The sequence below is a fragment of the Stieleria bergensis genome (assembly GCA_007745635.1).
Classification (GTDB): domain Bacteria; phylum Planctomycetota; class Planctomycetia; order Pirellulales; family Pirellulaceae; genus Stieleria; species Stieleria bergensis.
Genome location: CP036272.1, coordinates 1,207,743 through 1,226,059, shown reverse-complemented (window position 1 = coordinate 1,226,059; position 18,317 = coordinate 1,207,743). Strand labels below are relative to the sequence as shown.

Annotated in this window: 11 protein-coding genes; 3 read left to right on the top strand and 8 right to left on the bottom strand. The window is 55.0% G+C overall.

Features of this window, described 5'->3' with window-relative positions:
• Positions 1–51: 51 nt before the first annotated feature.
• On the bottom strand, positions 52–2,262 hold the full coding sequence (locus SV7mr_RS03970) for a hypothetical protein (protein WP_145269430.1): 2,211 nt from the start codon (positions 2,260–2,262) through the stop codon (positions 52–54).
• A gap of 605 nt (positions 2,263–2,867) precedes the next feature.
• Here SV7mr_RS03970 and SV7mr_RS03965 point away from each other — a divergent pair.
• The 3 genes from SV7mr_RS03965 (at position 2,868) to SV7mr_RS03955 (ending at position 8,773) form a co-directional block, all read left to right on the top strand.
• Complete coding sequence (locus tag SV7mr_RS03965; protein WP_145269428.1) at positions 2,868–4,421, top strand: circularly permuted type 2 ATP-grasp protein; 1,554 nt, start codon at positions 2,868–2,870, stop codon at positions 4,419–4,421.
• Positions 4,422–4,505: 84 nt separating this feature from the next.
• Positions 4,506–5,456, top strand: coding sequence for an alpha-E domain-containing protein (locus tag SV7mr_RS03960; RefSeq protein WP_145269426.1), 951 nt, complete (start codon positions 4,506–4,508; stop codon positions 5,454–5,456).
• The gene (locus tag SV7mr_RS03955; RefSeq protein WP_145269424.1) at positions 5,453–8,773 is read left to right on the top strand and encodes a transglutaminase family protein; all 3,321 of its coding nucleotides are present in this window, start codon (positions 5,453–5,455) and stop codon (positions 8,771–8,773) included. The genes SV7mr_RS03960 and SV7mr_RS03955 overlap by 4 nt, the downstream gene beginning before the upstream one ends.
• A 527-nt stretch (positions 8,774–9,300) precedes the next feature.
• On the opposite strand, the gene SV7mr_RS03950 is transcribed toward SV7mr_RS03955, so the two are convergent.
• The 7 genes from SV7mr_RS03950 to SV7mr_RS03920 form a co-directional block, all read right to left on the bottom strand.
• Entirely contained in the window at positions 9,301–10,245 is a 945-nt protein-coding gene (locus tag SV7mr_RS03950) for an IS110 family RNA-guided transposase (RefSeq protein WP_145268727.1), read from the bottom strand.
• A gap of 342 nt (positions 10,246–10,587) precedes the next feature.
• Positions 10,588–11,583, bottom strand: a complete 996-nt coding sequence (locus SV7mr_RS03945; RefSeq protein ID WP_419188062.1) for a transglutaminase family protein — start codon at positions 11,581–11,583, stop codon at positions 10,588–10,590.
• The gene (locus SV7mr_RS03940) at positions 11,580–14,171 is read right to left on the bottom strand and encodes a circularly permuted type 2 ATP-grasp protein (protein ID WP_145269422.1); all 2,592 of its coding nucleotides are present in this window, start codon (positions 14,169–14,171) and stop codon (positions 11,580–11,582) included. The genes SV7mr_RS03945 and SV7mr_RS03940 overlap by 4 nt, the downstream gene beginning before the upstream one ends.
• A 12-nt stretch (positions 14,172–14,183) precedes the next feature.
• Positions 14,184–15,116: a peptide chain release factor N(5)-glutamine methyltransferase gene (prmC, locus tag SV7mr_RS03935; protein ID WP_145269420.1), complete on the bottom strand. Its 933-nt coding sequence runs from the start codon at positions 15,114–15,116 to the stop codon at positions 14,184–14,186.
• Positions 15,116–16,195 (bottom strand): peptide chain release factor 1, encoded by a 1,080-nt coding sequence (gene prfA, locus SV7mr_RS03930; protein WP_145269418.1) that lies wholly within the window; start codon positions 16,193–16,195, stop codon positions 15,116–15,118. The genes prmC and prfA overlap by 1 nt, the downstream gene beginning before the upstream one ends.
• Before the next feature lie 208 nt (positions 16,196–16,403).
• Positions 16,404–16,643 (bottom strand): 50S ribosomal protein L31, encoded by a 240-nt coding sequence (gene rpmE / locus SV7mr_RS03925; RefSeq protein WP_145269416.1) that lies wholly within the window; start codon positions 16,641–16,643, stop codon positions 16,404–16,406.
• Between the two features lie 241 nt (positions 16,644–16,884).
• Positions 16,885–17,862, bottom strand: a complete 978-nt coding sequence (locus tag SV7mr_RS03920) for an NAD-dependent epimerase/dehydratase family protein (protein WP_145269414.1) — start codon at positions 17,860–17,862, stop codon at positions 16,885–16,887.
• Positions 17,863–18,317: the final 455 nt, after the last annotated feature.

The following is an 18,317-nucleotide window of genomic DNA, read 5'->3' as shown; positions in this document are numbered from 1 at the left end:
TGTTGTTGAGCGAACCGTGGCGAACGCCAATGCGGCGGATGGAAACTGCTTCTACACGCGTAGATCGGCGAAGAAGGTTTCGTAACTGCTAAACGCCCCTCCCACCACCGTCACTGATTCGCCAGAGGGAAATCGCAGGCGACAGGAACTCCGCAAGTAACCACTCTGTTTTGTAGCTTGGACTTGATCACGCTTGGCGATTGCGACCAGGTACAACACTTGATGAGCGGGATCGTCGCTGGCCTCACTCACTTGATAGGCGACCAAGGTATCACCCAGCTGAGTTAAAAAGCCGTCGCCAGTGACTCGCGCGTCATCAGTCTGGATTTCGCTGCATTGATAGTGCGCAGCAACCTGAACTCCGCCCAGTTGCTGTTGCAAGAACAAAACCGGCGGCAGCGTCTTGCTGTCGTCAGCTGGGTTTTGGCACTGCTGAAAGAGCTCTTGTTGACTGGCTTCCTGATAGCGAGCCTGAATCTGCTGGGCGTCTTTTCGCAAGAAATAGGCGGCCTGCAGCATCGCATCCTGTCCCAGCCATCTCCGCAACAGGAACTCGCTTCCAGCTTCAAGCTTCACCTCTGCACTGAGCTGCGAATCGCCGATTTGTGTGGCTGCTGGCGGCAAGGGCGGCACCATCGCCAACAAGTCATCGAACCAGCGTTCACAGATCTGGGCCTCAGGGGGAAGAGGTGGCGGGGCAAAGAAAAATGGCGGCTCGCTTAAACCATCGGCTTCCCATTGCCGACGTTCCTCTATCGATAACTGGGACAATGTCTTGGTTCCATCAAGTTGCTTGATCGCCGCTGCCGCATCTTCACCAAAGAATTCCAAGCGAAACGCCAATAGCGTCTGGCAGGCGGCCACCAATTGCTCCTGGTCCGATAGTTCATGCCCCCATTTCTTGATCGCAATTTGCAGTCGCTCGGCGACCTCAGCAAACCACTGATGAAGCTGCTCACTGGAGACCTGCTGGACCGATGCTTTGAGCAGATGCGTGGTCACAAACTGTTCCAACTGCTGAGCGACAATCACGCGATCTTGCTGTGAAAGACTTTCTGCGGGCAGATATTGGTCCGGCCGCGACGTCGCGCCACTCGCCAATTGTCGCATCAAAGACACGCGGCCGTATTCAGCACGCAGGGTCAGTTTGCCAAGCTCACCAAGGGCAGCTAAACGGACCTCAGGCGGTAGCGGCACTTTACTGGCAAAATGCACCAACTCAACACCATAGATCCATTGAGCATCACGATAACGAACCTGCGGGCTATAGATGGCAGCGACTTCGACAGCAAAGATTTCGACCAACTGCCGAATCAAACCGATCGCCTGTTCATTGATGACATGCTCGCTGAGACGCGACGCACCATAGGTGGTTGCTTTTGACGCTGCCCACCAAGCGGCCAAGGTGATTGGACTGGCGCCGGAGGCAAATCGTCCGGCATAAAAGACGCTCGACGCGATGTCCAAGTAAGGCTTAGCGGTTTTGTAATAACCAAACGCCTTGACCGCTCGGCTGACCATGTCATAAATGGTTTGAAAATTGTACTGGTAGACATTGCCTGGCAAACTCTCTGCGGCCACCATCAGACGCAAGGAAGCATGACCAATCGCGCGAGTCGACGCCTCCGGATTGGTCTTCAAAAGAAAGTCCTGCTCGCCTGGCTTGTAGATTGCCACCACGTCAGCCAATAAGCGATACAAGTCGGCTCGAATCCGGCCGTAATCGAAAACCTTGACACCTCCCTTTTCAGTGCGGTACACGTCATTGCGAATGTCCTCAAACAACTCGTGAGTCTTGCCTTCAATCAGTTGCTTGAGTTCCACATCATGCTTGGCCAGCGGATCGGCTTTCACGGATTGTGCATGATCAATCAAACTGGGATCAGTTGACGCTCGTTGATTCCAGTCCATCGCGTCAGGGAACTGTAACCACTGCTGCAACAACAGCGATTGCTCAGTCAGCTGCGTTTCGCGAGCCGTCAAGTCGTCGGCTCGATCCTGCAGAAATTGCTGTAGGTCTGCGCCACCCTGGGAATCCCCTGCTGCCAGCTCCTGCTTCAGCTTCGCTCCGGACCGTGGCAACAGACGAACGACATCCAGGACCGCCGCCGTCAGAGGCAATCCCCCCAGAGCCAAGGCCCCTGCAGAAGACAGATCGTATCCGGTCAACAACATCGCCGAGCATGAAACGAAGACAAACACGCCAGAGAGCAAGCTGAGCAGAGGGGTTTTGCGATACAGAGACTTTAAAAGCGACTTCATTAAAAATTATTCAAGACGTGAACGTGCGATACTTTCGGACAATCCATGCGGATCATCCCTTCCCTGCGGAAAGCCTGACGCAAACTAGGACCAGAACGCGAATCGAGTGGGGATGTGACAATCATTCTCGAGTGAACGACCTGCACGCGCACGAACGCTTTCACCGTAACGGGGCATTTATGGTCATCCAGATGCCACAAGGTACATTGCGAGTGCGACTTAGTGGCCAATGGGAACTGTTTAGGTACGATAAATTGAAGTAAATCGGGAACAGGCGACGAAGTACATGTTAATGTGCCAGACTTGGCAACAAGTCACCCAGGCAATCGGCACTGCGACACCTCTGTGAAGGCTCCCATTTTTTCTCAATGGCTCGGCCGCTCGCTGAAAACTCAGCTAGCGTCCGACGCACCAGAACCGATCGTCAGGCGGGTCGATCAAATTCAACACTCACTTCATGAACCATGCATTGGTTCAGGTGGTGAATGCTGTTTTTATCGATTGCGATCGTATGCTGTGACCGACAGGTTACGGCACCCATTCAATGCAACGTCGAACGTTGCCTCGCATCTTGTTGCCAGAAACCGCCACCACGAGAATCAACCATGCAGCAGTCACAGAAGAGCGCTGCGGACTCCAGTTCCTTTAGCCCTTCCGACGGCTCATCCGAGCGGACGAAGATCGTGCTCCCAGGCTATAGTACAGACGCGTTTTACGACGAACTCGTCGAAGCAAACGGAGTTGCACGGCCCGATGCAGAGCAACTGATTCGCCTGTTCCAGGAAATGCCCGACGGCGAACTCAGTCGCCGCCAGCAGGCGATCGAGCGATTGCTGTACCACATGGGCATCACGTTCACCGTCTACAACGACAAAACGGGGACAGAAAAGATCTTCCCCTTTGATGTCGTGCCTCGAATCATCTCCTCGATGCTTTGGAAACACATCGAAGCGGGATTACGACAGCGAATCAGCGCCTTGAATTTCTTTCTCTGCGATGTCTATAACGAGCAGAACATTGTCAAGGAAGGCATCATTCCGGAGGATCTGATCAAGAGTGCCCCCGGGTACTTGGAGGCCTGCCAGGGGCTGAAACCGTTTAACGATGTTTGGTGTCACATCACCGGGACCGACCTTGTCCGAGACAACTCGGGAGCCGTCTATGTTTTAGAGGACAACCTGCGTTGTCCCTCTGGGGTTTCCTATGTGCTGCAGAATCGGCATGTGATGAAACGCAACTTCCCACAAGCGTTTAGTGCCTCGAATGTTCGACCGGTCAACAACTATTGCTCGCGATTGTTCCAGATGCTCCGTGATGTCGCGCCGCCACAAGTCTCGGACCCCACCGTGGTGATCCTTACACCGGGGATCTACAACAGTGCTTACTACGAGCATTCGTTCCTGGCGCAACAGATGGGAATCGAGCTTGTGGAAGGACGCGACCTCGTGGTCGATCGTGACATCGTCTACATGCGCACGGTGGCTGGCCTGAAACGCGTTGATGTGATCTACCGGCGAGTGGATGATGATTTCCTGGATCCAAAAACGTTTCGTAAAGACAGCGTACTCGGCGTTGCTGGTTTAATGGATGCGTATCGCGCTGGCAACGTCGCACTTGCCAATGCACCTGGAACAGGCGTGGCGGATGACAAAGTGATCTATTCCTTTGTTCCGGAAATGATTCGCTATTACTTGGGTCAGGAACCGATCTTGCCGAACGTGCCAACGTATCTCTGTCAACGTGCCGACGATCGCAAGTACGTGCTGGAGCATCTTGATGAACTGGTTGTCAAACCTGCGGGTGAATCAGGTGGCTATGGGTTGCTGATCGGGCCTCACTCCAGCAAAGAAGAACGCAGCGAATTTGCTGCGAAGATCAAGAAAAACCCACGCAATTGGATTGCTCAGCCCACACTGCAACTCTCTCGCGTGCCCACGGCCATTGACGACAAACTGGAAGGCCGCCATGTCGACCTGCGGCCGTACATTCTGTGCAGCCACCCCAATGACGTCTGGGTATTGCCGGGCGGCCTAACGCGAGTGGCATTAAAAAAGGGGTCGCTAGTCGTCAATTCCTCTCAGGGAGGCGGCAGCAAAGACACCTGGGTTGTGGCTGAAAGCGGCCAAGATGTCGCCACGGCATCCTCTCCTTCGACTTAATCCGTTCTTGCTTGCAATCATTGATGGTCACTTAACGGGCCATCGTTACCGGCCATCGCAATCGTCACCTAGCCTTCAAATCACATGCTTTCACGAGTCGCCGAATCAATTTACTGGATGGGACGTCAAGTCGAGCGGGCTGAAAACCTGGCTCGTTTCTTGGAAGTCACCTTGCAAATGACGTTGGAGCATCCCGACACCTTGGTTGACCCTTGGACACCCTTGGTAGAAGTCACCGGGGATCAAAAGGAATTCGCCGCCCGCTACGGTCGCGCGGATCCTCAAAATGTCGTGCAGTTCTTGGGCTTTGATCGAGATTATTCCAGTTCGATGGTCTGCTGTTTGCGTGCTGCTCGTGAAAACGCGCGAGGCGTCCGCGAATCGATCTCCACCGAGGCATTTGAACAGCTGAACGACTTTTATCACTTCGTACGTGATGCTGGCCCTTCACAATTGAGCCAACCAACCGGCGAATTCTTCGTCGAGATTCGCAACCATGCCTTGATGTGGACTGGCGTTTTAGACAGCACCATGAGCCATGACTTGGGCTGGCAATTTCTGAATGCGGGACGATTGATCGAGCGAGCCGATAAGACGTCACGAATCCTCGATGCCAAGTACTTTAATTTACTGCCTCGCATTGAAGACGTCGGCACCGCGGTCGATGATCTGCAGTGGTCCAACCTGCTGCTGGCCATCAGTGGCTTTGAGGCCTATCGTCGCGAACACCACCTGATGGATATCGAAAAGATCGTCTCGTTTTTCATCTTCCACAAAACCTTTACACGCAGCATTTATGCCTGCGTGGCAGGTGCGGATTGGTCAGTGCGTGAAATTCATAAGCAATGCGATGCTGAATTCCCCAGCGCATCGAGCAACCAGATCGCCTCCCTCCGGCATCGCCTACAAAGCATGGACGTGAAAGAAGTCTTGTCAGGTGGCATGCATCGCTTCATCGATGACCTGCAAACTCAACTCAACGAAATCGGCCAGGCGATTGCCAACGACTACTTTAACGCTATTGGAAGCAAATGACTATTCGCGTCGCCCTGAATCATCAAACGCATTATCAGTACGATAAGCGAATTTCACTGGCCCCCCAACTCGTTCGGTTAAGACCGGCCTACCACTGCCGAACGTCGATTGCAGGATACAACCTGAAGGTCACGCCCGACGAGCACTTCATCAATTGGCAACAGGATCCCTTTGCCAATCCCATGGCTCGCTTGGTCTTCCCAGAGAAAACAGACCGACTGAGTATCGAGATCGACCTGATCGCGGACATGACCGTGATCAACCCGTTTGATTTCTTTTTGGACGAAGAGGTTCAGGAGTGGCCCTTTGAGTACGATCCAGCGATCGCCAAACAGTTGGAATCCTACATCACACCAGAGCCTCTGACACCAAAACTCGGGCAGTGGGTTGACTCATTACCCAAGAAGATGCCACGGACGATCGATTTCCTCGTCGACGTCAATCGTCAAGCCCAAGAACTGATTCGCTACACCGTGCGGCTTGAACCGGGTGTGCAAACTCCAGAAGAAACACTCGAATTAGCGAGCGGTTCCTGCCGTGATTCGGCTTGGATGCTGACCCAAGCGTTTCGCCATCTGGGAGTCGCAGCGCGGTTCGTTTCAGGTTACTTGATTCAATTAACAGCTGATGAAAAGCCTGTTGATCCAAGTGAAGGCGCCGGTCCGGACGAGGACTTCTGTGACCTACACGCCTGGACGGAGATCTATGTGCCCGGTGGTGGGTGGATTGGCTTGGACCCGACCAGCGGCTTGCTGGCTAGCGAAGGACACATTCCCCTGGCCTGCACGCCGCACTACAACGATGCCGCACCGATCACTGGCGGCCACGAAGCCTGCGACGTTGAATTCAGACACGAAATGTCGGTACGCCGGGTGCTGGAGTCTCCTCGGACCACCAAACCGTATACCGATGATCAGTGGCAGAGCATTGTGTCTGCTGGGGATCAGGTTGATCAACTCTTGGATGATGGCGATGTTCGCTTGACCATCGGTGGCGAACCAACCTTCGTCGGCATCCAAGACACCGATGACCCGCAGTGGAACACCGAAGCGGTTGGCGAAGAGAAACGGGTGCTTTCCAATGTGCTATTGCTCAAATTGCGCGACACACTGGCGCCCGGTGCACTGCTGCATTACGGGCAAGGCAAATGGTACCCCGGGGAAAGCCTGCCGCGTTGGGCGCTGACTTGTTTATGGCGTAAAGATGGCCAACCGGTTTGGCAGGACGCGCGTTGGATTGCAGATGAAGGCAAGCAGTATGATTATCAGGATGCCGACGCAGAGCGTTTTGTCCAACACCTTTCGGGCGTGCTGGGGATCGACGCCAAGCTTTCGTTCCCTGTTTATGAGGACACGTTTTACTACCTGTGGCGCGAACAAAAGCTGCCCAAGGACGTTGATCCAACGGATCCCAAATTGGAGGACCCCAACGAGCGCGCCATGATGATGCGTGCGTTCCAGCGAGGACTCGATCGTCCGGTAGGGTTTGTGATGCCGCTCAAACGTGCTTGGTGGCAAGCGCATGCTGGTTGGGTCGGCGGAACCTGGCCGATGCGTGGCGAAAAAGTGTATGTGATTCCAGGTGACTCACCCATCGGGCTGCGGCTGCCTTTGGACCGACTTCCAAAATCATCCAGTGTGCCAGCCCATGAACAGTTGCCGGTTGACCCGTTCGCGCCACGGTCGCCACTGCCACCGGCCGTCCCGATTCGCCAAGAACCCAGTCGCATCGAACGCATCACCAATCAGCTGGAAGCAGAAAAAGAACAGCCTGTCCCCGATGCAGAAGTCATTCCCACTGCGTTGTGCATTGAAGTTCGCCACGGCAGGCTGCATCTCTTTATGCCGCCTACTCAGCGACTTGAAGACTACCTGGACTTGCTTGCCGCGGTAGAAGAAACCTGCGCCGACTTGGAAATCCCAGTGATCATCGAAGGCTATCTTCCGCCGAATGATCACCGCGTGGAACTGTTCAAAGTCACACCGGACCCCGGCGTGATCGAACTGAACGTGCAGCCCAGCAAGAGTTGGCCAGAGCTGGTTGAATTAACAGAAACGATCTACGAAAAGGCTCGCGAAAGCGGCTTAACGGCCCAGAAGTTTGATCTCGATGGAATTCACACCGGCACCGGCGGCGGGGCTCATATCGTGCTCGGTGGCCAGTCGCCAGAGGACAGCCCGTTCATTCGGCGCCCCGACCTGCTGGCCAGCATGATTCGCTTTTGGCACAATCACCCCGCTCTGTCGTACTTGTTCAGCGGAAAATTCATCGGCCCGACCAGCCAAGCGCCACGGATGGACGAAGCCCGCCGCGACAGCGTCTATGAGATGGAAGTTGCGTTGGCTGAAGTCGATCGCCTTGAGCAGAATGGCCAAGACATCATGCCCTGGACCGTTGACCGTCTGTTCCGTGATCTGATGGTCGACCTGACGGGCAACACGCACCGCGCAGAGATCTGCATTGATAAGCTTTATTCACCGGATTCAAGCACAGGCCGGTTGGGCTTGGTTGAATTCCGAGGCTTTGAAATGCCACCGAACCCACAAATGAATCTGGCCCAGCAATTGCTGATTCGAGGTGTCGTGGCCGCCTTCTGGCATCAGCCCTATAAGCAACCCTTGGTGCGCTGGGGAACCATGCTTTATGATCGCTTCATGCTGCCTCACTTTGTCTGGACAGATCTCTGCAACGCCCTGGATAAAATCGGTCAACTGGGCGTCAGCCTTGATCCAGGTTGGTACTTGCCCCAGTATGAATTCCGCTTTCCAGTGATCGGCGAAATGGTCACCGGAGACGTTCGCATGGAACTTCGCAATGCCATCGAACCCTGGTACTTGATGGGTGAAGACCCCGCCGGAGGCGGCACGGCACGCTTTGTTGATTCCTCGATGGAGCGTCTACAGTTGACGCTTGATGGCTTTGATCCAGCCAAACACGCAGTGTTGTGCAACGGACATCAAGTTCCCATGCACCCCAGTGAGATCACGGGGCGCTACTTGGCCGGGATCAAGTACCGTGCCTGGCAAGCTCCACGCTGCCTGCATCCGACGATCGGAGTCAACGTGCCGCTGCAAATTGAACTGGTCAATCGGTTCAGCAATCGCTCCATGGCTGGTTGCCGCTATCATGCAGCCGACCCCAGTGGACGAGCTCACGAAGTGTTTCCCATCAATGCGTACGAAGCCGACGCACGTCGCAGTGCACGATTTGAAACGCACACACTGACCGGCGGCAAATTGATGATCCCCGACCTGCCACCTTCCCGTTCACCAAATGATTACCCAATCACGTTTGACCTGCGCGGTGTCGGCCGTTAGTCTCGTCCCCCATTAACGCAGGCCGTAAGGCCCCGTTTTTGGGATGCTGCCGTCGTTGTGACCAAACCTTGGCCAACGCCAAAACGGCTGAGGTGATTCATGACTGAACTCTCCCGCTGGCGGGAGAGTCGAGCGTCAGCGAGGTGAGGGTGAAGTGGTTGGCAACGCCAACCGCAGGCCGCCACAACAGAGCCGTTGCCCCTTCGTTGACTGAACTCTCCCGCTGGCGGGAGAGTCGAGCCTAAGCGAGGTGAGGGTGAAGTGGTTGGCAACGCCAACCGCAAGCCGCCACAACAGAGCCGTTGCCCCTTCGTTGACTGAACTCTCCCGCTGGCGGGAGAGTCGAGCCTAAGCGAGGTGAGGGTGAAGTGGTTGGCAACGCCAACCGCAAGCCGCCACAAAGAAGCCCTCCCCGGCCGGCCGTTGAGACAACCAATGTCGCCGCCTTGCAACTCGGCACACTCACCAGCATGCCACCACCGCAAATCGGCCGACCCTTCCGCAAGCGGGAGCGGCTGTGTTAGATGTCAAGCGTTTTGTGGATTTTCCCATGCTGTATTTGTTTTGACCATTGTGTTGAGTGTGATGAGGATTTTGCGCATGCATGCGGTAATAACGACCTTTGGAGGCTTGCCTTGTTCGGCCAGTCTCTTGGAAAAGGCTGCGATCGCTGGGTTGTATCGGCGAGCACTCAGTGCGGCCATGTAGAGCGCCGATCGCACTGATCCACGGCCTCCAAAAATCGAACGCTTGCCTCGCATCTGCCCGCTGTCCCGGTTGAACGGTGCTAGTCCAACGAGCGAGGCGATTTCCTGTCGGTTCAGGTCGCCAAGCTCTGGTAACTCTGCAATGATCGTTGCTGATGTCACATCGCCGATACCAGGCATCGTCCCAAGTAATTCGGCGCGATGCTTCCAGTCATCATCAGACTGCACAAGCTTTTGGATCTCACGATCAATCATTTTGATGTCCTTGTTGATTGCATCGAGAACGCGCTGAATGCTCTTGCGAACCGCTCCGGACACGGCTTGTCCCTGTCGGTTCTTCTCGGCAGTTCTGGTGCCGATCAACTGTCTTCTTCGAGTCACAAGCTGATCCAATTCACCCTGCAATTGCTTGGTTTTGGCGACGGCTCGAGGCCTCGTCAATTTCCCAAACAGTGCGATGATGCGTGCGTCGATCTTGTCAGTCTTTGCCAATTTTCCAATCGCTTTGGCAAAGTCTCTCACTTGTCTCGGATTGACCACAGAGACAACATGGCCGGCTTCAACAAGTCGCACAGCGAGTGGACGTTCGTAGTTGCCAGTGGCCTCAATTACGATCAGGCAAGACTTCGCTTCTGGCAACAAATCCACTAGCTCATCAATTCCCTTTGGATCATTGGGAACGACTGTTGTCGTGGCTTGTTCATCAAACGCGAGATCAAGCTTGGCTTTTGAGACATCGATTCCGATAAAGTGTTGAAAACTCATCTTGGATGTATCCCTTCCTTGCAAATGCGAGCTCGAGAGCTTGTCTCGGCTCAGGCGGCTGTTCGGGCTATTTACCAAAGGCCGACGACGATCCAGCTCCCGCACAGTATCTGCGTTGCAGCACTCGAGGGTCAACGATCTGCCGTCGGCCGCAGTTGCTTTAGCCTCTTCGCTACGCTCAGAGGCTAAAGCAACTGCATCTGTAGTGTCCAACGAAACACCACTAGAATGTAACATACAAGGGTGTTGCTGAGAGAACCGTTGACTGAACCCTCCCGCAAAACAGCAGAGTGTTGCTGACCCGATCCTGGCCAGCGCCAAAACGGCTGAGGGAGCACTTGGCTACTGACCGGCCGGCACCGGTTCAACATCGACGCTGACCGACAAATGGTGCGTACCGCCTCCTAACACCACGCCACGCATCGGGCTGACATCTTCATAGTCCAATCCAATGCAAACAGGGATGTGATCGGTTCCCACAAACGTCCCGTTGGTGGGATCCAGCCCAACCCAACCCAACTCACGCCCAGCGTAAAGTTCAACCCAGGCATGCGACTCGTCAGCACCAATCAAACGCGGCTTGCCTGGCGGCGGAACCGTGCGCAGGTAGCCACTGATGTATCGTGCGGGCAATCCCAACGAACGCAAGCATGCAAGCTGCACGTGGGCAAAGTCTTGGCATACCCCTGAACGCATTTGAAACGCTTGTTCAGTGGGTGTATTGACATCCGTGGTCGTGGTGTCGTAGCTAAAATCGTTTTGAATGCGTTGCGTCAGCCCCAATGCGGCTAACAAAATCGGTCGACCACCGGAGAATTCTTGGCGTGCGTAACCGGCAAAATCATCGCTCAACCGGACACGACGGGACGGGTTCTTGTATTCGTCAATCAGTGGCTGAAAACCAGTGTCGGTCGCGGGGATCGCATTGGATCGCAGATCGGTCAACCCGATCACCTCCTCGAACCTCGGGGATCTCGTTTGCACGCTGATGCCAGAAGCACGGACCTGGACCAGACTGACGCATTCGACGAACAACGAGTCATGCAAAGATTCAATCGAGAAGGTTGTGACCTGATTCCCAAAGTAATCACGGTGTTCCTCTTGGCTACTTGGCGTGGGCGTGATGGTTAGATCACTGGACAAGCAATGACAAGGGGGACGCGACACAGGTTGCATACGCACTTGGTTTTGGCAGACCGCTACATTCTCGCTGTACTGGTAATGCGTCTGATGGCGAATCTTGTACCGCACGGCTTCCTGGGCCGGAGATTGCGACCCCAAGGGTTCGGCGACTGGGCCACTCTGTTGCTGACTTTGATTGCCCGTTTGATTCATCATCGCTGTGAGCCCGTTAACAACTGCCGTGGTGAGGTGTGAATCAGGTAGCGCGCGACCAGAGCTTCAGAAAGCTTGGGGAGTTCTCGCGAGCAGATCTCCAGTAACGCGTCGAGATGATTTAACGTGCCATCCTCGGCGACTTCAGCCAGTTGCATTGGATCGGCGTCTGCCACCTGTTGCAACAAGTTCTCAGCCAATGATCGCAACAGATCATCCGTGCCAGCGGCTTGACGGGTCGGCAGAAGATCGATCACCTTCAGAGTCTGCTGCAACTGGAAACACAGCGAACGCGGGTTGGTCGGATCGGTGACCAGCAGATCAATCACGGGAGCCAATCGCATCAGATTCAGATAGCGTGCACGGTAGGTCATCAACGAGTCCGTGACCCGCAACACCGCTTCGCAAATTGACTTTCCCTGATCCGTTGCCGGCACCAGCGTTTGCCGCAACAACTCGCTGGTTTGATCGGCGCGTTCAATCCGACGACCAAGTTCCACGAACTGCCACACGTGGCTGCGAACAAGGCTTTCACTGGTCAGCCCCGCCAAGGCCAACAAATCGACGATCAGACGCTCGACTCGCTCAATCGCTTCGCTGATCTGTATTTTCGGGACGGAGCCTGTGGGATGTGCCAAGGGCGAATGCGTCAAATCACGATAAGCCCGCTGAGCGATTCGGAAGGCTTCGCTGGACAAGCGATCGCGCACGGCGATGGTGTTGCCAATCACCGCACCCATCGAACGCACCAAGCCCAAGGCCTGATCACGATCCAACAAAGAGGCGGGCAACATCTGTTCGATATCCGGTAGCGTGGCCGCCAAGGAATCCACTGCGAAACCAGGTTCAATCTGCCCCTGCACTGCCAATTGACGAATCAAACGCGGCACAGCCGGCAAGTTCACCCAATCGTCTTCACCAGCGATCAAGTCCATGGTGGTGCGCATCACCCGGGCGATCGATTCCGAACGTTCAGCATATCGTCCCAGCCAGAAAAGATGCTCGGCAACGCGACTGGGAAGTTCATCACCAACCCGACGAATCTGCACCGGTGTCTTGCTATCATGCAACAGACTCTGGTGCGTGCCAACCGGTTGATCATTCGTCACCCAGCAATCTAACGTCAAGTGACCGCTGACCGGTGAAGTGGTCAGTTCCAGCGTATTCTCACCCACCCGCGCCAACGCACCGGGCAGAACATTGATGCTGTCTTTTTCATGTAGCTGAAAACTACGCAATACCATCGCGCGTTGCTTGATTCGATTGTCACTCCATAACGGAGTCAAACTAAAACTGGCGACACGCTGGGCGATGTAGCTTTGCGGGTGCTTCCGCAGTTGGCCCAAGAAGTTCTCCGCCTGGGCTGCATCAAGATCTTGCAAACAAACAGGCAGGTCACTGCTGACGCGAAAGGCATTGCGAAACACCCATTGATGCGGGTCGGCCAGCACTTGTTGAAAGTCATTAGGATCACCGCACCACAGTGTTTGCTGTGACTTCAATTGCAACGGATTGCCGTCAAAGAACTCACTTGCAGCATCAAGATAAGCCATCATACCGGGACACTGCGCCAAGGAACTTCCCACGGCGTTGGCAACGGCAACGCTGCCACGGCGTAGACAGCGCAGCAACCCCGTGACTCCTTGGTTGGAGTCGCCGGCCAGTTCCAAGGGATCGCAAAGTCGATCACTGACATGTCTCCACAACACATCAATGGATTGCAAGCCACCGAGCGTCTTTAAATACAGCGATCCACCGCGAACAGCTAAGTCCTCGCTCTGCACCAACGGCAGCCCCAAGTAACGGGCCAAGTAAGTGTCTTCGAAGCCCCGGTAACTGCCGCGCGGTGGCGTCATGATGCCGATCCATGGGTTGTCACTTTGACTGGCCAAGGAACGCAAGTGACTCTTAAATCGATCAAAGAACGATGCTAAACGCACGGTATTGCTGCGTCGAATCAAACCCGACATCACGCGACCGGTGACCACTCGATTTTCTAACAAGTACCCCAGTCCGCTAGGCGCTCGCGTGCGATCTCCAGTTGCGTACCAATTGCCATCAGCGCCGCGTGCCAAGTCCACGGCACTCAAATGCAGCTGTGGCTGCGCGCCAGCAAGCCCTTGAAAGGCTCGGTAGTAATACGGGTTCCGCCAAAGCAATTCGCCCGGAATCACGCCCTCGCGAATCAGTCGCTGTGGGCCATGAAGATCGGCAAGAATGCGTTGCAACAATCGCGCCCGCTGCTGTAGTCCGGCAGCGATTGGATCCCATTGCTGGATCGGAATCACAAACGGGATCACCGACAGTTGCCACGGCCGATTGATTTCGGCTGCTGAATCGTTGGTTGCAGCGGAACGAAACGTGACACCGTTTTCGCGAATGATATCGGCAATCGCGGCACTACGCCTGGAAAGCTCATCTGGCCCCAATTGATCAAGCTGTTGCGACAACCATTGCCAGTGCGGACGCACCTGTCCATCGGGAGTCGTTCGCTCTGAGTACGCTCCAACCGACTTCAATGGCTGCTCGGGCGCAGTTGCCAAGCTAGGATCCGCCCAAATGGATGATGGTTGGGACAGCTTGGTTGTCACAGTTGCTTCCCGTCAATGGATGGGCGACGCGCGGTGAGCGACGAGCACTCGTTGCAATCCGGAAAAGTCATTGATTAGTTTAGCATCCACAAGATGATCAAGGGCATTTGCCAAACGCAAACACTGCTCGGCGATCATGGGACTTAATTCAATCAACATCAAGCCACCGGGCACCAAACGATTTTCCGCAAGCTGTAAGATCCGTTCGATGATCTCCGTTCCCGTAGGCCCACTGACCAGTGCCGTTTTTGGTTCATAGCCTTTGACCGATGGATCGAGCTGCTGGTATTCGCTTTCACTGACGTAGGGTGGATTGCTACAAATCAGATCAAACACACGTTCCGAATCAACGTCGGCAAGCAAATCCGACTGCACAAACTCAATGCGATCCTCAGCGCCATGCAACTGAGCATTTGACGCTGCGACCTGCAACGCTTGTGGACTGATATCAATCGCCGTCAGTTGCGACGACGGGCTGTGCACAGCGATGGAAACGGCAATCGCTCCAGACCCTGTCCCAATATCGGCAATCGCGGGCGGATGATCCTGGGGATCACATTGTTTCAGATGATCCAGAGCAGCGATGACCAGGTGCTCGGTTTCCGGCCGCGGGATCAAGGTGTGCTCGTTGACATCAAACCGCAACGAATAGAATTCTTTGTAACCGACCAACTGAGCGACCGGAGCTCCCTCACCACGACGTTGGACCAGTTCACGAAAACAAGTGCGCTGCTCCTCGTCAGGCTCAGACTCGAACGCGGTGTACAGTTCGATGCGAGAACACGCCAGTGAGTGCGCAAGCAAGATCTCGGCGTCCAGACGCGGCGACTGACTGCCTCGAGATTCGAAAAACTCAGTCGTCCACTTCAGCAACCGCAAGACGGTCCAACGATCATCCTGAGCGGTCTTGGCAGCAGCGTTTGTGGCACCCGATGAATCATTCATCAGTCGATCATGTCTCCGCGCAATTGGTCGCGATCGTATTCAATTAAGGCATCGGTGACAGGATTCAAATCACCCGTCAAAACTTGATCCAGCTTGTAGAGCGTCAAATTGATGCGATGATCGGTCAGGCGATTTTGAGGGAAGTTATAAGTGCGAATTCGTTGACTACGATCGCCGGAGCCGATCAAACCTTTCCGCTGTTCAGCTTGCTTGGCAGCTTCTTCTTCGCGTTTCTTTTCGTAAATCCGAGCCTTCAAAACGCGAATGGCTTTGGCCAGGTTCTTGTGCTGACTCTTTTCGTCCTGGCACTGCACAACAATGCCGGTCTCATGGTGAGTCAAGCGAATTGCCGATTCCGTCTTGTTGACGTGCTGACCACCCGGACCGGACGCACCAAATTTGTCGACACGGTAGTCATCGGCTTTTAAGTCGATTTCCACGTCCTCCGGTTCCGGCATCACCGCCACGGTGGCAGCACTGGTGTGCACGCGGCCTTGAGTTTCGGTTTCCGGAACACGCTGCACGCGGTGCCCACCGGACTCATAAGCCAGATCGCGGAACACCGATTCGCCTTCTAGCGTGACCGTGATTTCCTTGAAACCGCCCATGTCGTTGACGCTGGAATCCATGATCTCGGTTTTCCAACCTTTGATCTCCGCGTAGCGACGGTACATCTCGAACAAGTCGCGGGCAAACAAAGCCGCTTCATCGCCACCGGTTCCGGCGCGGATTTCCATCACGCAGCGCGTTCGATGGCTATCTTCACCGCCAATGGTCATCGACAGCAGCTCTTCCCAAATGGTCTCGCGGCGAGAGCGCAAATCGGCCATTTCTTCTTCGGCCATTTCTCGCTCTTCTGCATCCTCGGCCAGCTCCGCCATCTCTTTGCAGCCCTGGATCTCGCTGCTCAGCTTTTTGAACTCGCGGTAACGACCGGCTAGCTTCGCCAGCCCACCGTGCTCGCGCGCTGTGGCACTCATCCGAGCCCCGTCGCCGAGGACTTCAGGATCGGACATGTCGCGTTCCAGTTGCTCGAAACGCTGCAGTTTTTCTTCCAGCAAATCGCGGATGCTGCTCATGAAGGGTGCCGAAGGCGAAAGAGGAATGAAGGTCGCAAGTCATGCCGGCGCACGAACGTTCACCAAGAACAGACGCCAGCAAAATAAAAAACGCATGGCCCATCACTGCCGTGGACCATGCGATAACGTAGCCATTTCATCGAATTCCACTAGCGGGGGCGTGTGATTCGCCAAAGCCCATGGAATCCAAAGAGGCGAAAGAGCAAAGCTATTTCTTTTTGCCTTTCTTCTGCAAGCTGCCGTAAGTACCAGCTGCAAACTTCTTCTGGAACTTGTCAATCCGGCCAGCGGTGTCAACAAACTTCATTTTACCAGTGTAAAACGGGTGACACGCATTGCAAATATCAACCTTCATTTCGCCTGGACGGACCGAGCGAGTATCAAAGGTGTTGCCGCAACCACACTTGATGGTGGTCTTCGCATAATTGGGATGGATGCCTTCTTTCATGGCACTTTCACTTCTCTTGTTTGGGTGAAGAGTGGAACTGGCTGGTGTACAGAACCACAAGGCCCAACAGAATAGGCTGCAACCGGGACCACCGACAAGCCCTGCTACCAACTCCAGGCCTAGTCATAACGGGTGGAAAGCAACAGCAATAAGCCCAGGTCGCCAGCCAGAAGAGGCCGAAACCACCCCACAGAACTACTCGCCGGCGCGTTCACAAACGCAACCCACCGGGAAACGACCGCTAACGCATGGCATTGGCAACGTCATCAATGATGTCGTCGAGCGTTTTTTGGGCCTCAAATCCAATGGCCGAGCGAATGCGATTCAGATCGGGAACTCGCCGGCGAATGTCCTCGAACGAATCATCGTACGCTTCGCGGTAGGACTGAAACTGAATGGTCGCTGCTGGATTGACTTTCTCGATCACTCGCTGGGCGAGCTGCAGAATGGACACCGGCTTGTCGCTGCCAATGTTGTACACGCGTCCTGCGGTTTCACGGGCCTCGCTCAGGGTAACGACCGCCCCCACCACATCATCGACATGAGCAAAACAGCGGACCTGTTTGCCATCGTCATGAACCACCAGCGGCTCGCCCGCCAAAGCAGCTTGAACGAAGCGTGGCAAGACCATCCCGTACGCGCCGGTTTGCCGAGGGCCGACAACATTAAAGAATCGGCCAACGACGATCGGCAGCGAAGATTCTTTGAAATAAGCCAAGGCCAAAAACTCGTCGATGGCCTTGCTGACGCCGTAACTCCAGCGCGGCTTGGTGGTCGCGCCAAAAACCAAGTCGTCCTCCTCGGACCACACTTCTTTGGGGTTCTTGCCGTAGACCTCACTGGTGCTGGCGATGAAACAGGGGATCAATTGGCCGCGTTTGGCACGTTCCCCCAGGCGATCCAAAATCAACTGTGTTGGATAAACGTTGCGTTCAATGGTCTGAATCGGCTGCTTGGCGATCAAAGCCACACCAACGGCGGCGGCCAAGTGATAAACGCAATCCGCGCGGCCAACCACTTCGGCAACCAATCGATCATCTTCGACGCTGCCTTGAATGAACTCCAGTTGTGGATGATCCATCACGTGCTGCAAGTTATTGGCTTGCCCGGTCGAGAGGTCGTCGACCACCAATACACGGTGCCCGCGTTGCAACAGTTGCTGCGTCAGATGTGATCCGATGAACCCAGCACCGCCGGTCACCAAACAGGTCTTTGCCATTTCGATTGTCTTGTGTTGTGGTTCCAGCCAGCGTGCCCGAGTGCATTTGTGAACCCCCGAGTGCATCCGTGAACCAAAGTCCAACGATGACCGCCGCTAGCTCTTCGCTGTGACGGCCTAAACGAGCCTCCATGTCACCGATTCAAAATCGCAGCGTTTCAAATGTTTGGCGGCGATGCGAATGGGGGAGCACCAAAGTGTCTTACGTCGCAAACCCACCCGGCGGTTCGCTGCCAATCAAAGCTTCGGCAAGCAAACGGTACGAATTAACCGATTTCGGTCGCTTCGCCAAATGCTTCCGCGGCGCCCTAATCAGCCGCCCGCCCCTCCTTTGAGAACCATCTGCTTTCCCCGCTGCTGAGGCGGGTGAGGCTTCGGCAAAGAGGGCAACAATCGCTACAACCGGCAGCGTCAACGCGAAGTGCATCACGGTGGCGGTGAAACGGAGCCTGAGG